Below are 14,710 nucleotides of genomic sequence, written 5' to 3' on the forward strand. Positions count from 1 at the left end.
GTCTTTAATTCTTTTCAATCGGTCGAACTTTTTCCGCTTCTTTTACTGCTTTCTCGCCGCCGCTCGCCGCACGACCGGTCGAAGCGCCCGAATCGAATGTCCGAACCTTCCCGCAAACCGCGGCGACCGCGGCTTCGAACTGCCCGAGGCCGCGCCAGCCAGTCGCCCGGCCGAGACTTTTGCCGCGCAGAAGAAGAACCATGCGGGCCCGCCGTGAAGCATGAAGCGCCAGCCCAGACCGCAATGCTCGCAGACGTTGCGATGAAACCACCTCAGACCGGGCGCGCGGAGCGCTTCCGGTTGTGCCAGCATCGCCTTCGTCGCGACTTCGTAGTTGAAGCGGTTGCTGCCCCAGAAAAACACCGCCGCGAGCTCGTCGCCGGCTAACGCCAGCCCAGCGTCGAGTTCATGCATGTCGAAGACGGTGAACGCGGTGGCGTCGACGGGAAGCTTGGCCATGGCGGTTGCCAGGCCGACTTAATTAACGCGCTGGCGACCGTCCGGCAAACAGATCAAGCGCCAGCAAGCCGCGACGTTTACTTCGGCGCCGCGACGGTCACGAGTGCGGGACGCAACACGCGGTCGGCGATCACGAAGCCTTTTTGCAGCACCGCCACGACGGTGTTCGGCTCCTGATCGGCCGGCACCATAGAAATAGCCTGGTGGCGATGCGGGTCGAACTTCTCGCCGACCGGATTCAGGGCGACGACCCGGCCCTTTTCCAGCGCGCCGTTCAATTGACGCAGCGTCAGTTCGACGCCTTCACGCACCTTTTGCAGATCGTCGGACGAGTGAGCGACGGCCGCTTCGAGGCTGTCCACCACCGGCAGCAAATGCTCGGCGAAGCTCTCGATCGCAAACTTATGCGCCTTGGTCACGTCTTCCTGCGCGCGGCGACGCACGTTTTCCGTCTCGGCCTTCGCCCGCAGGAAGCTTTCCTGCAGTTCGGCGATTTTGGCGTGAGCTTCCGCCAGCGCGGCCTGCTCGAGGCCTGCCGGCGCCTCGGTCGCGGCGCCTGCGGCGGCTTCCTGCTGGGCTGCCGCAGCCTCGGCGGCCTGGCGCTCGGCTTGGTCCGCGGGCGTGGGATTCTGGCTCGTCGGGTTCTCTTGCGTGTTTTCCATGTCGCTGAAAGTCGTAAAAAAGTAAAAACCAACGGTGGCGGCAGCGCGCAAATGCGGGCGCGATTTGTGCGTTGCAAAATAGCGACAGACTAGCTGGCGCGCCACCGCATAACGGAACAGCAGATGGGGCCGGAAAGACCCGTTTCAAGCGGGTCCCGAGCAACTTTTCGCACCACGGACGTGCGGCCGAAATGCCCGGTTACAACCATTATTGCGACGCAATCAGATTGAGATTGAGTGCGGCCAACAAGTGGCCTATGCTCCACTAAAGCGTCGAAAAAGACACGTTAACCCTAATCTGACGTAAGCCTTACCGACGTTTGCAATTCCACCTGATTCGCCTGTTTCCGTCCTGAATCTTCCCAAGGGGAGTACCGTGAAACTGACCTTCGCAATCTCGGTGGTCGCATTGGTACTGATTTTGGGCACCACGACCATCTGCATGTCCGGGGCTGTCAACGATCACACTACCGAATACGGCGGTGTGCACGCGACCATGGAACAACTGTTCAATCCCCACCTGAAAGTTTGTCGATAGTGCGCCTGTCGCGCTTGGTCGGCCGGCCGTGCAACGCGGCCGCCGGCTCGCGATACGTTTTGCGCCGTTCCTGCTCGACCTGCCGCTTCACCCTGCTTTCCTCGGTTTCCGCATAGAGCGTCTGCGCGACGCTTGCCGGGCCGCGCACGTCGCATACGCCCAGCACTTCCACCTGCCACACGATCCGCTCGATTTCGATCTCCACCAGATCGCCGACACGCACGTCTTTCGCCGGCTTCACGCTCACGCCGCCAATGCGCGCATGACCTTTCTCGACGGCATCCGCAGCAAGCGAGCGCGTCTTGAAGAAGCGCGCCGCCCAAAGCCATTTGTCGATGCGTAGCTTCGCACCCGTTTCGGTCGAAATCTGGTAGTTCATTGCCGTTCAAGCCTCTGTCGAATGCGGCACCGGCATCACCTGAACCGGCCAACCCTGCAGATTCTGCGCGACGATTTCGCCGAGCGCGGCAATCCACGCCGGCGACGCGTTCACACAAGCGATCCGATGGAACTCCTTGCCACCGGCGTGCAGGAACTCGTCGCGCACTTCCATGCCGATTTCCTCAATGGTTTCAAGGCAGTCGGCGGTAAAGCCCGGGCAGAAAACGTCGGCGCGGCGCACGCCCGCCGCGCCAAGTTCCTTCAGCGTAGGCGCCGTGTACGGCTGCAACCATTCGGCTTTGCCAAAGCGCGACTGGAACGTGATGCGGCACTCCACGGACGTCAGTTCCAACGCCTGCATGAGCAGCGCGCCGGTCTGCTGGCATTGCTCGTGATAGGGGTCGCCGAGATCCATGGTGCGCTTGGGCACGCCGTGAAAACTCAACACCAGCTTGTCGCCCGCCGCGAAGTCGGGCCGGCCGTGCTGATGCCAGTATTGATGCACCTGCGCGGCCAGCGCCGAAATATACGCGGGATGGTCCGCGTACTGACGCACCGTGCGGATTTCCGGCTGATTGCGCATGCGCTTGAGCGCTGAAAAGGCGTCGTCGAAAGCGGTGGCCGTGGTCGACGACGAGTATTGCGGATACATGGGCACCAGCAACACACGCTCGGCGCCCGCCAGCTTCAACTGATTAAGCATGGCCGGAATGCCCGGCGTGCCGTAACGCATCGCGTAGTCCACCAGCACCGTGTAGTCGTTCAGTTGCAACAGATGGCGCAAGCCCTCCACCTGCTTCTCGGTATAGACGCGCAGCGGCGAGCCTTCCGGCATCCAGACCGCGGCGTACTTTTTCGCCGACGCCGGACTGCGGAACGGCAGGATCAGCAACCGCAGGATGATCTGCCACAACAGCGACGGAATTTCGACCACGCGAGGATCGGACAGAAACTGCGAGAGATAGCGGCGGACCGCGCGCGGCGTCGGCGCGTCGGGCGTGCCGAGATTGATCAGCAGTACGGCGACACGGTGTGACGTGGCGTTCTGGGAAGGCCGCTCGAGGTCGAAGCGCATAGGCAGCAGAGGTAACCGCTTGAGGCGGAGAGTCGATTCAGGTGGGTTTCATTATAGCGGCGCGGTCTGGCGACCGGTCCGCCGTACACCCCTGGCCATTCGGCCAATTGGCAAGCCGCGCGCCGTCGCGCATGATGACCGGACTTGAAATGAGCGCGTGAGTTGCCGCCTCCGGGCAACCCGCTACTGCTGGCTGAGGGTCAGGGAAAGCAGGCGCGCGGTGATATCCACGATCGGAATCACGCGGTTGTACGCCATGCGGGTCGGCCCGATCACGCCGAGCGTGCCGACGATCTTGCCGTTCACTTCGTACGGCGCGGTGACCACGCTCATTTCCTCGATCGGCACGAGATTCGATTCGCCGCCAATGAAAATCTGCACGCCCGCCGCGTGGCTCGACACGTCGAGTAATTGAAGGAGACTGGTCTTTTGGTCGAACACATCGAACAGCTTGCGCAGGCGCGCCATGTCGGACGAAAGGTCGGCGACCTCCAGCAGGTTGCGCTCGCCGGAAATCAGCACGTTCTCGCCGGTGTCGGATTCTTCGGTGCTGGCCGTGACGGCGGCGTGCATCAGCGTGGTCATGTCGCCGCGCAGTTCGTCGATTTCCTCGCGCAGGCGGCGGCGCACGTCGTCGAACGAGAGGCCGGCGAAATGCGCGTTGATGTAATTCGACGCCTCCACCAGTTGCGACGGCGAAAAGTCGCGCTGCGTCGCCATGATGCGGTTTTGCACGTCGCCTTCCGGCGTCACGATGATCAGCAGAATACGCTTGTCGGACAGCCGCATGAACTCGATCTGCTTGAACACGTGGCTGCGCCGCGGCGTAAGCACCACGCCGGCGAACTGCGACAGATTGGACAGCACGCTGGCCGCCGCGGCGACGATCTTCTGCGGTTCACCCGCCTGCAGCGTGGTCTTGACGACGCGCATGACCGCTTCTTCGTCCGCGGCGGATTCGACGGTCAGCATCGTATCCACGAAAAGGCGATAGCCGCGCGGCGTGGGGATGCGCCCGGCGGATGTATGCGGACTGATCACGAGCCCCAGGTCCTCGAGGTCGGACATCACGTTGCGGATCGTCGCCGGACTGAGTTCCAGGCCGGAGTAACGTGACAACGTGCGCGAGCCGACCGGCTGACCTTCGGCGATGTAGCGCTCGATCAGCGTTTTGAGGAGGGTTTGTGCGCGAGGATCTAGCATGACGGAAAATTTTAGCTTAATGACACGGCTATCGCGAGCGCTAACGGCGCTCACCGTTGACGAATGCACCACGGCTCGCCCGGGCGCCGCTTTGTCTTCGATCCACTGCGTGAGCCGGCGCGTGGCCCGAGGTTCGGACCGCCACCTCGACAACGGCGCGCCGTGGCACGCTAACCGGCACGCATGTCATCAACGCTTCACCATTCTAACGATAATCGCGAAATACGCCGGCAGCCCACCCGCGCCGGCCCGCTACCGGGTCTGTCAGCGGTTCTTTTCAAGCCCTACCTATGGTGTAATGCCGGCATGCAAGTGACCAGCCAGTTCAAGACCGTCGCGCTCGTCGGGCGCAACAATACGCCGGGCATCGTCGAGCCCTTGACCGCGCTCGCCTCGTGCATCGCGAAGCGCGGCTTCGAGGTCGTGTTCGAAGCCGACACCGCCGCCGAAATCGGCGTCACCGACTACCCGGCGCTGCGTCCCGCCGAGATCGGCGCGCGCGCCGACGTGGCCGTCGTGCTGGGCGGCGACGGCACCATGCTGGGCATCGGCCGCCAGCTCGCGCCCTACCGCACGCCGCTGATCGGCATCAATCACGGCCGGCTCGGCTTCATTACCGACATTCCGATCTCCGACATGCGCGAGATCGTGCCGCAAATGCTGGCGGGCAATTTCGAGCGTGAAGAGCGCGTGCTGCTCGAGGCGCGCATCATGCGCAACGGCAATCCGATCTATCACGCGCTGGCCTTCAACGACGTGGTGGTCAACCGCAGCGGCTTTTCGGGCATGGCGGAGCTGCATGTCTCGGTCGACGGGCGTTTCATGTACAACCAGCGCTCGGACGGCCTGATCGTCGCTACGCCGACCGGCTCGACCGCTTACGCGCTTTCCTCGCAAGGGCCCATCCTGCATCCGCAATTGGGCGGCATCGTGCTGGTGCCGATCGCGCCGCACGCGCTGTCCAACCGGCCGATCGTGCTGCCGGACGACTCGAAGGTGAGCATCCAGATCGTGTCGGGCCGCGAGGTCAACGTGAACTTCGACATGCAGTCGTTCACGTCGCTGGAATTGAGCGACACGATCGAAGTGCGCCGCTCGCGCCATACGGTGCCCATGCTGCATCCAGTCGGCTACAGCTACTTCGCGACGCTGCGCAAGAAGCTGCACTGGAACGAATACCCGTCGCACGAAGAAGACACCAAGCCCTGAACCGCGAGCAGCCTCTGGAAAGCCACGCCGCCGCTGCCGAACCCTGAATTCAAGCTCACCAGACCACCTCCATGCTGCGCCACCTCTCGATACGCGACTTCGTCATCGTCGCCGCGCTCGACCTCGAATTCGACACCGGCTTCACCGTTTTCTCCGGCGAAACCGGCGCCGGCAAGTCGATTCTGATCGACGCGCTGGCACTCGCGCTCGGCGCCCGCGCCGACGCGAACGTCGTGCGTACCGGCGAGAGCCGCGCCGACATCACTGCGGAGTTCGAGATCCATGCGCAGGTCGAACAGTGGCTCGACCAGCAGGCCTTCGGTGCAGCCGACGACGACGGCCAGCACGGCGGCACGGTGATGCTGCGCCGCGTGGTGGACGCCAACGGCCGCTCGCGGGCGTTCATCAATGGCACCGCGGCCACCCTCACGCAGTTACGCGAGCTCGGCGAGATGCTGGTGGACATTCACGGCCAGCACGCGCACCAGTTGCTGATGCGCCCGGACGCGCAGCGCGAACTGTTCGACACGCACGCCGGACTGACCGACACGGCGGCGACCGTCTCGCGCGCCTGGCGCACGTGGCGCGAAAAAGTGCAGGCCGTCGAACATGCGCAAACCCGCGACCGCGAATTGCAACTGGAGCGCGAGCGGCTCGCGTGGCAGCTCACCGAACTGGACAAACTCGCGCCGCAGCCGGGCGAATGGGAAGAGGTCAACAGCGAGCACCGGCGGCTATCGCACTCGGCGAATCTGATCGACGGCGTGCAAGGTGCGCTCGGCGCGCTATCCGAATCGGACGAGGCGATGATCACGCATCTGGCATCGATCGTTTCGAAAGTGCGCGACCTGGCCGAGATCGATCCGGCGTTGAACGACGTGCTCGCCGCGCTCGAACCCGCCGAGATCCAGCTGCAGGAAGCCGCGTATTCGCTGAGCCATTACGCGCAAAAGCTCGAACTCGATCCGGACCGGCTGGCGCAGGTCGAAAAGCGCCTCGACGCGCTGCATTCGGCGGCGCGCAAATTCCGCCTGAAACCTGAAACGCTGCCTGAAGAACACGAGGCGCGGCGCGCGCAACTAGCCGCACTCGACGCCGCCGCCGACCTCGACAGCCTGCACGCCGCCGAAGCCAGGGCCAAAGAGACCTTTCTCGCCGAGGCAAAAAAACTGTCGAAGGCACGCGTCAAGGCCGGCAAGGCCTTGGGCGCGGCGGTCACCACCGGCATGCAGGAATTGTCGATGAAAGGCGGCAGCTTCGAAGTCGCGCTGGTGCCGCTGCCGGAAGGCGGCGCGCATGGGCTGGAACAGGTCGAATTCCGCGTGGCCGGTCACGCGGGCGTGCCGCTGCGGCCGCTCGCCAAAGTCGCCTCAGGCGGTGAACTGGCGCGTATCAGTCTGGCGCTCGCCGTGATCGCCAGCGCGGCCAGCCCTACTCCCACGCTGATTTTCGACGAGGTGGATACGGGCATCGGCGGCGGCGTCGCCGAAGTAGTCGGACGGCTGCTGCATCAGCTCGGGCAAGCGCGCCAGGTGCTCTGCGTGACTCATCTGCCGCAGGTCGCGGCGCGCGGCGACCATCACTTCCAGGTCGCGAAAGCGGGCAACGGCAAGGGCGGCACGGTGAGCAGCGTCACATCGCTCGACAAGGCGAGCCGCGTGGAGGAAGTCGCGCGCATGCTCGGTGGTCTGGAGATCACACCGACCACCCGCAAGCACGCGAAGGAAATGCTGGCGGCTTAGTGCCGGGCGCGGGACTCGGCCAAGGCAGCCACTTTGGCCGGTCGTGCAGCGCGAACGCGAACCGGCGGCTACGCTGAAATCTCGCCCCGTCAAACGCAGCGAGGTGCCGTATGCCGCGCGCACCCCCGCACTCGCGCAGGATTGCGGCGGCCGCGGCGCGAAACCCTGCCCGCCTCACCCGAACACCCGCTCCCACAACCCCAACACCGCCTCGCGCTCGGTCTCCACCAGCGCCGGCACGACACGCGCCTTTTCCATCCCGTCCAGCCGCAGCTTGTGCTGCAACTTGCGGTAAGTGCGATACGCCGCGCCGACCGTCTCCGCTTCCGCCTCGCTCATCAAACCGAAGCGCGACACTTCCCGCAGCAACGCGATATTGCCGGTATTGCGGATCAGCTCGGGATCGCTCGCCGCGTGCAGCAGCACCCAATACTGCACGGTGAACTCGATGTCGACCATGCCGCCGCGATCGTGCTTCAGGTCGAACAGCGCCGTATGGTTCGGATGCCCCGCCTCGACGCGCTCGCGCATCTCGACGATCTCCCTGGCGAGCGGCGCTGCTTCGCGCGGCGTGGTCAGCACCTGTTCGCGGATCGCCTCGAACTTCGCGCCGATCTCGGCGTCGCCCGCGCAGTAACGCGCGCGGGTCAGCGCCTGGTGTTCCCAGACCCATGCGGTATTGGCCGCGTCGCCCTCGCGTAGCTGGTAGCGGCGGAACGCGTCGAGGTCCGTGACGAGCAGGCCCGATTCGCCGTTCGGCCGCAAGCGTAGATCGACGTCGAACAGTGTGCCCGCGCCGGTCGCAGTCGTCAGCCAGGTGATCAGGCGACGGGTGTAGGTGGAGTAAACCTCGGCGGCGGCATCGTCGGTGTCGTCGTAGAGGAAGATCACGTCGAGGTCGGACGCGTAGCCCAGCTCCTTGCCGCCCAGCTTGCCGTACGCGATCACCGCGAAGCGCGGCACCTCGCGATGACGCTTGGGCAACTGCTTCCACACTGCTTCGAGCGTGACGTCGAGCACGGCGTCGGCCAGCTCGGACAACCGGTCGCTCACGTGTTCGACGCTCAGCTTACCGGCCAGATCGATCAGCAGGATGCGGAACACTTCGGCCTGATGCGCGTGGCGCAGCAGGTCCATCTGCTGTTCGACGCCGTCCGCGGCGGCGAGACGCAAGCGCAGCGTGCGCTTGAATTCGGGCCAGTCGAACGGGCTGTTGATCGCTTCGTCGTCGAGCAGTTCGTCGAGCAGTTGCGGATGGCGGATCAGATAGCCGGCCGCCCAGCGCGACCCGCCCAGCACCGACAGCACCCGATGCAGCGCCTGCGGATATTCGGTCAGCAACGCCAGATACGCGCCGCGCCGGCTCACCGCTTCGAGCAGATCGAAGAAGCGCGCCACGGTATCGCCGCGCCGCTCGGGCGGCTCGAGCGTGCGCGCGGCCTCCAATGCCCGCTGCGCGACGACGTCGAAGCGTTGCCGGCTACGCTCGGCCAACCCGGCGTAGCGCGACGACTGCCACACGCCGCGCAGTCGCGCGAGCAAATCGCCGGGTTCGGCCACGCCGAGTTCGACGAGCCGTGCCTGCAAGGCGTCGTCCGCGCTGTCGTCGGCGAGCGCGCTGCTCCAGACCCATGCGGCGGCGCCGTCTTCGGGCGCGCCGCAGCCGTCGCGGCCGCTCACCTTGTCGGCGAAAATCTGGTCGAACTGCTGCTCGACGAACTCGCGATGCGCGTCGAGCCGGGCCATCAATACGGCGTAGTCGTCGCAACCCATCGCGCGGGCGAGCGCCGCGCGCTCTTCCGGATCGACCGGCATCGCATGGGTTTGCGCGTCGTTGCGATACTGCAGCCGATGTTCGAGTTCACGCAGAAAACGATAAGCCTGCGAAAGCTTCACACAGACCGTCGTGTCGATCAGTCCATGCGTCGCCGCGTGCCGCAGCACGGCCAGCGTTGGACGGACGCGGAAACCGGCATCCTGGCCGCCGCGAATCAACTGGAACACCTGCGCGCTAAATTCGATTTCGCGGATGCCGCCGCGCCCGAGCTTGATGTCGTCGGCTTTGTCGGGCCGCATCGACGCACGGCGCTGCGCTTCCTGGCGAATCTGCAGATGCAGCGCGCGAATCGCGCTGATCACGCCGAAGTCGAGATAGCGGCGATAGACGAACGGCGTCACGATCGCGTCGAGCTGTTTCTGCAGCCGCTGGGCCGCGTCGCTCGCGCCTTCGGACACGAGCCGGCCCTTGATCCACGCGTAACGCTCCCATTCGCGGCCCTGCACGTAGAAATACTCTTCGAGCATGCCGAGGCTGCACACCAGCGGCCCGGAATCGCCGTTCGGCCGCAGCCGCATATCGACCCGGAACACGTAGCCGTCGGCGGTGACTTCGGCCAGCGCGCCGATCAGCCGTTTGCCGAGGCGCGTAAAAAAGTCTTGCGTGGCGATCGGCGAACGTTGTCCGCCCGAGGTCTCGCCGTCCTCTTCATAAATAAAGATCAGGTCGATATCCGACGACACGTTCAGCTCGCGCCCGCCCAGCTTGCCCATGCCGACCACGCCGAGCGAGAGCCGTTCGCCTTCGGGTCCGCGCGGCTCGCCATAGAGCGTTTCGAGATCGGCGGACAACACGGAGAGAGCACGCTGGATCGTCGTTTCGGCCAGATCGGTCATGGCACCGGTGACTTCGGCGACGTCCGCCTCGCCGGCCAGATCGCGCTCCATCACGGCGCAAAACACCTCGGTACGCAACTGACGCAGGGCCCGTTTGAGTGCATCCTCGCTCAACGGCGCGCCCAGTGTCCAATCGGCGCCGGCACCGGCCGCTTCCCCGCACAACGCGTCGAAGCGCGCGTCGATGCGCTCGCGCGTGAGCGGCGCGGCGGCCAGCGCCGCGACGTGCGCCACGATTTGCGGACGGGCCGCGGCAGCCCGCGCCGCGTAATGTGAATAGGTGGAACTCAGGAGAGTTGCGTCGGTCATCAAGGGTCTGGCTCGCTCGTTGCTTGATCAGCTTGTTCAGTTCGCGGTAACACCGGGTCCGGCACCCTCGCGCAAGTCGCGAGGCGGCATGCAGACAGGGTTTGCAGGAGGTCCGCCTGCGCTTTCCCGTGTGTTACATTTCGTCGTTAATTCGCAAAACTACCATACGCCCACCCGCCGCAGCATGTCCGAGCGAAACGAATCCGCCGACCCGCACGAAACCGGGCAGGTCCGGCCAGTGAGCGGAAGCGACCACATCGTGCTGCGTCGGACCTTTCACGTGGTCCTCGCGGTCGCGCTCGTGCTCTACTTCATCGCGGCCGGCCTGTTTCTCGGCTTGCGTTACGTGCTGCTGCCGCGCGTGGACGCGTTCCGTCCGCGGATCGAAGCGACCGTCTCTGACAAACTGCACACGCAGTTCACCATCGGCAAACTGGCGCCACACTGGAGCGGCTTTCAACCGGGTCTCGACGTCACCGATCTGGTAATCCGCGACCAGGAAGGCAAACCCGCGCTGACCATTCCGCACGCCACCGCGACGCTGTCGTGGAAGTCGCTGTGGCAATTCCATCCTGCGCTGTCCAGCCTGATCGTCGATCAGCCCGACGTGCTGGTATCGCGCAGCGGCGACGGCGTGATGTCGGTGGCGGGCGTGCCGATCCCCACCCGCCACAGCGGCAACGACACGCTCTCCACCTGGCTGCTGCGCCAGCAGGCGATCGTGGTGCGCGGCGGCGTGCTGCGCTGGCGCGACGCCACGCACGACGCATCGGAACTCGCGCTGCGCGACATCCGCATTGCGATTCTCAACGACGGCTACGAACACCGCATGGCGCTGCAGGCGCCCGCCGACGGCCAGGTGCTGCACGGCCCGCTCGATTTCCGCACGCATTTCCGGCACACGCCGCTCTCCGCGATCGGCAAGCCGATCAACTGGACCGGGCAGGTGTACATGTCGACCGGCCCCGTCGATCTGCCGGCGCTTGCGCGCTATATCAATCTGCCGATCGAGATGTTCGCGGGCCGTATCGACAACGCGATCTGGGCCGACTTCGCCGACGGCCGCATGACCCGCGCGCGCGGTCAACTCTCCGGCACGGACGTCGCGATGCGCGTGCGTCCCACCCAGCCGAAGCTGCTGGTACCGGTCGCCAATTTCCAATGGCAGGTCGAAGTCGAACCGGGCGACTACAAGCTGCAACTGGATCACCTGCATGCCGAACTTGGCCAGCCGCCGCTCGACGACGGCACGCCGCTCACCCGCACGCTTGCGCTCACCACGTTGAACGGCCGCTACCGGCAGGCTTCGCTGCAGCACGGACAACTGGTCAGCGTGAGCGGCGACCGGGTCGATCTGGGCATCCTCGCGGAATTCAGCCGCGCGCTGCCGCTACCGCGGCGTCTGCTGAACAACCTCGTGCGCTTCAATCCGCGCGGCATGGTGGCGAACTACGTAATCGAAGTGGAGCGCGGCAAACCGGAGGCGGGCGAAGCGGGCAGCGACCATCAGACGAGCGGCGCCGAACCGATCGAACGTTATCGGTTCAAGGGCGACTTGCAAGGCATCAGCCTCGCCGCGCAGGAGCCGCCGCCGGGGCTCACGCCGCTGAATCACCCGCGCGCCGGCATTCCCGGTATCGAAAATCTGTGGGGCAGCGTCGACGCCGACGAGAAACATGGCACCGCGCTGCTCGACACGTCCAATGTGGCGATTACGCTGCCCGGCGTGTTCGACGACCCGCGTCTGCAGCTGGACCGCCTGCATGGCCGCGCCGACTGGACCATCACGCCGAAGGCGCCCGGCGAGAATCATCCTGGCTTTGCCGTCAAGCTGGCCGACTTCGCGATCTCGAACGTCGATACCGCGGCCACCGCGACTGCCAGTTACAGCAATCCCGGTCACGGGCGCGGCTCGCTCGACCTGAAGGCCAACTTCGAGCGCGCCCAGGTGACGCGCATCGTCCGTTATCTGCCCACCAGCATCAGCGAAAAGTTGCGCATCTATCTGGGCCACGGGCTGCAGGCGGGCATGTCGCGCGGCGCGACGATCGAAATTCATGGCGATCTGACCAAATTCCCCTACTCGCGCGACCCGAGCGCGGGCATTTTTCAGATCGTCGCGCCGTTCAAAGGCGGCAAGTTCGACCCGTCGCCGTTCCCGCCGCGCAAGATGCGCAACGGCACGCCGAACGTGTGGCCGGCGCTGGACGGCATCGACGGGGTGTTCGCGCTGAAGCAGAACGTGTTGCGCTTCGACATCGACCGTGCGCGTTACCAGCGGGTGGCGCTGACACGCGTCAGCGGCAAGATCGACGATCTCGGCACCAAGGCGTCGAGCCTCGTGATCGACGGCGACGCGCGCGGCCCGCTCGCCGATATGCTCGACTACGTGAACCAGAGTTCGCTCGGCATCATGGCCAAACACCAGACCGACAAGCTGCACGCGGAAGGACCCGCGTCGCTCGCGCTCAAGCTGACGGTACCGCGCACGCCGATGCCGCACATCGCCGTGGAAGGCGCGGTCGGTTTCCAGAATAACCGCCTGAGCGTGGACAACGTGCCGCCGCTGTCGCAACTGAAGGGCAAGGTGCGCTTCACCGAACATACGGCGCAGGTCGACCGGCTGTCCGGCCAGTTCCTCGGCGGCGACGTGCATGCGAACGGCGGCCTGCAGCAGAACGGCACGTATGCGCTCGACCTGAACGGCCATATCGCCGTCGATGCCGCGCGCGGCCTCGATCTGCACGGTCCCGCCGCGCAGGTGCTGACGCGCATGAGCGGCAGCGCGCCCTACGCGCTGAACCTGCACGGCGCCAAAGGGCGTCTGCCGGAAGTGACGGCGAACTCCGATCTGACCGGCCTCGCGCTCGACTTCCCGGCGCCGTTCGGCAAGCCGGTCGGCACGCCGATGCCGCTGCACTTCGCGGTCAATCCGTCCGCCGCGTCGGGCGAAGCCGGTCTGGAGCGCGCCGATCTCACCTTCGGACCGGTCGCCGCCACCTATCTGCTGCAATACGAGCCGAAGTCGCCGCCGACCGTGGTGCGCGGCGCAATCGGCGTCAACAAGCCGGCCGATCTGCCGTCCGACGGCGTGATCGCCGCTGTCGATCTCGACACCTTCGACGCCGACGCATGGCGCGCGCTCGTCACGCAACTGCGCAGCAAGGAAGCGCCCGCGCCCGCCGTCGCTACCGCTACACCCGCGCCGCCGAAGCCGACCGTCGCGCAATTCCTGCCGAACCGCTTCGCGCTGCACATCGGCACGCTGACGCTGCTCAAGCGTCACTGGGACAGCGTGATCGTCGGCGCTTCGCATGCGGACGGTAAATGGCAGGCGAACATCGCGTCGAACCAGGTGTCCGGCCATGTGTCGTGGCTGCCGGGCGCCAGCAAGGAATCGCCGGGCACGCTGCAGGCGCGCTTCGCCCGCGTGGTGATTCCGTCGGCCGCCGACAAGGATCTGCTCGGCCAGGCGATGTCGGCGCCGGCGCAGAACATGCCGTCCATCGATCTGGTGGTCAACGATCTGATCGTGCGCGACCGCGATATTGGCCGCCTCGAAGTCGACGCCCACAATTTCACCGAAGACGGCGTGCCGGTCTGGCAACTCGACAAGCTCGACATCACCAACCCCGCAGCGACTCTGACCGCCACCGCGAACTGGCGCACCTCGACCGACCTCGGCAACGCCGCCGACGAAACGACGCCGCGCCGCACCGTGTTCGATTTCAAGCTCGACATCAAAGATGCCGGCGCGCTGCTTGAACGCTTCGGCCAGCCGCGCACGCTCAAGGCCGGCGCCGGTTCGCTGTCGGGTAAGGTGGTGTGGCGCGGCGGCCCGACCGCGATCGACTATCCGACGCTCAACGGCAACCTCGCCGTCGACCTGCGCCACGGCCAGATTCTCAAGGTCGATCCGGGCGTCGCCAAGCTGCTCGGCGTGCTCAGCCTGCAAAGTCTCGCGCGCGTCGCCACGCTGAACTTCCGCGACGTGATCGGTGAAGGGCTGCCGTTCGAACGTGTGACCGGCACCGCGCAGATCCACGACGGAATCGGCCGCACCGAGAACTTCGAAATGGTCACCGCGCCGGCTCGCGCCGAGATGAAAGGCACGCTCGATCTCGCGCAGGAAACCCAGGATCTGCACGTGCAGATCGTGCCGACGGTCAGCGCCGGCGCTGCGGTGGTCGCCGCTGCGGTGATCAATCCGCTGCTCGGCGTGGGCGCGCTGGTGGCCGATCTGGCGTTCAGCAAATCCGTCTCGCACGCGTTCGCGCGCGAATATGCCATCACCGGTTCGTGGTCGAAACCGCACGTTGAGCGGGTCAAGGGCGATCGCGGTAAGATGGACGCTCCGGCTTCGACCGTGGAAGCGCACTGAGCTCTATTCGACCCTTTGCCCGGTCGAACACGCGCGGTGCCGCACCGGCGGCCCAGCCAGCCTTGAACGACGTAGGCG

9 protein-coding genes are annotated in these 14,710 nt (G+C 65.5%); 3 read left to right on the forward strand and 6 right to left on the reverse strand.

Annotation, left to right across the window (positions count from 1 at the left end):
* Nucleotides 1–42 precede the first annotated feature (42 nt).
* From BX591_RS25935 to hrcA, 5 genes are all read right to left on the reverse strand, one after another.
* Complete coding sequence (locus tag BX591_RS25935; protein ID WP_420849420.1) at nt 43–459, reverse strand: thioredoxin; 417 nt, start codon at nt 457–459, stop codon at nt 43–45.
* A gap of 77 nt (nt 460–536) precedes the next feature.
* The gene (grpE, locus tag BX591_RS25940) at nt 537–1,121 is read right to left on the reverse strand and encodes a nucleotide exchange factor GrpE (protein ID WP_111934215.1); all 585 of its coding nucleotides are present in this window, start codon (nt 1,119–1,121) and stop codon (nt 537–539) included.
* Nucleotides 1,122–1,630: 509 nt separating this feature from the next.
* Entirely contained in the window at nt 1,631–2,038 is a 408-nt protein-coding gene (locus BX591_RS25945; protein WP_111934180.1) for an RNA-binding S4 domain-containing protein, read from the reverse strand.
* 6 nt (nt 2,039–2,044) lie between these two features.
* Nucleotides 2,045–3,115 carry a ferrochelatase gene (hemH, locus tag BX591_RS25950; protein WP_111934181.1) on the reverse strand — a complete coding sequence of 357 codons (1,071 nt, stop codon included), beginning with the start codon at nt 3,113–3,115 and terminating at the stop codon, nt 2,045–2,047.
* Nucleotides 3,116–3,298: 183 nt separating this feature from the next.
* Nucleotides 3,299–4,318 carry a heat-inducible transcriptional repressor HrcA gene (gene hrcA, locus BX591_RS25955; RefSeq protein WP_111934182.1) on the reverse strand — a complete coding sequence of 340 codons (1,020 nt, stop codon included), beginning with the start codon at nt 4,316–4,318 and terminating at the stop codon, nt 3,299–3,301.
* A gap of 306 nt (nt 4,319–4,624) precedes the next feature.
* On the opposite strand from hrcA, the gene BX591_RS25960 reads away from it, so the two are divergent.
* Together BX591_RS25960 and recN are read left to right on the forward strand one after the other, a co-directional pair.
* Entirely contained in the window at nt 4,625–5,527 is a 903-nt protein-coding gene (locus BX591_RS25960; protein WP_035553273.1) for an NAD kinase, read from the forward strand.
* A gap of 71 nt (nt 5,528–5,598) precedes the next feature.
* Nucleotides 5,599–7,269: a DNA repair protein RecN gene (gene recN / locus BX591_RS25965; protein ID WP_111934183.1), complete on the forward strand. Its 1,671-nt coding sequence runs from the start codon at nt 5,599–5,601 to the stop codon at nt 7,267–7,269.
* 174 nt (nt 7,270–7,443) lie between these two features.
* Here the strand turns inward: recN and glnE are convergent, their stop codons facing one another.
* Complete coding sequence (glnE, locus tag BX591_RS25970; protein WP_111934184.1) at nt 7,444–10,251, reverse strand: bifunctional [glutamate--ammonia ligase]-adenylyl-L-tyrosine phosphorylase/[glutamate--ammonia-ligase] adenylyltransferase; 2,808 nt, start codon at nt 10,249–10,251, stop codon at nt 7,444–7,446.
* A 184-nt stretch (nt 10,252–10,435) separates the two neighbouring features.
* Here glnE and BX591_RS25975 point away from each other — a divergent pair, with 184 nt between their 5' ends.
* Complete coding sequence (locus BX591_RS25975; protein ID WP_111934216.1) at nt 10,436–14,632, forward strand: YhdP family protein; 4,197 nt, start codon at nt 10,436–10,438, stop codon at nt 14,630–14,632.
* Nucleotides 14,633–14,710 lie beyond the last annotated feature (78 nt).

It is taken from the genome of Paraburkholderia bryophila (assembly GCF_003269035.1).
In the GTDB taxonomy this organism is placed as follows: domain Bacteria; phylum Pseudomonadota; class Gammaproteobacteria; order Burkholderiales; family Burkholderiaceae; genus Paraburkholderia; species Paraburkholderia bryophila.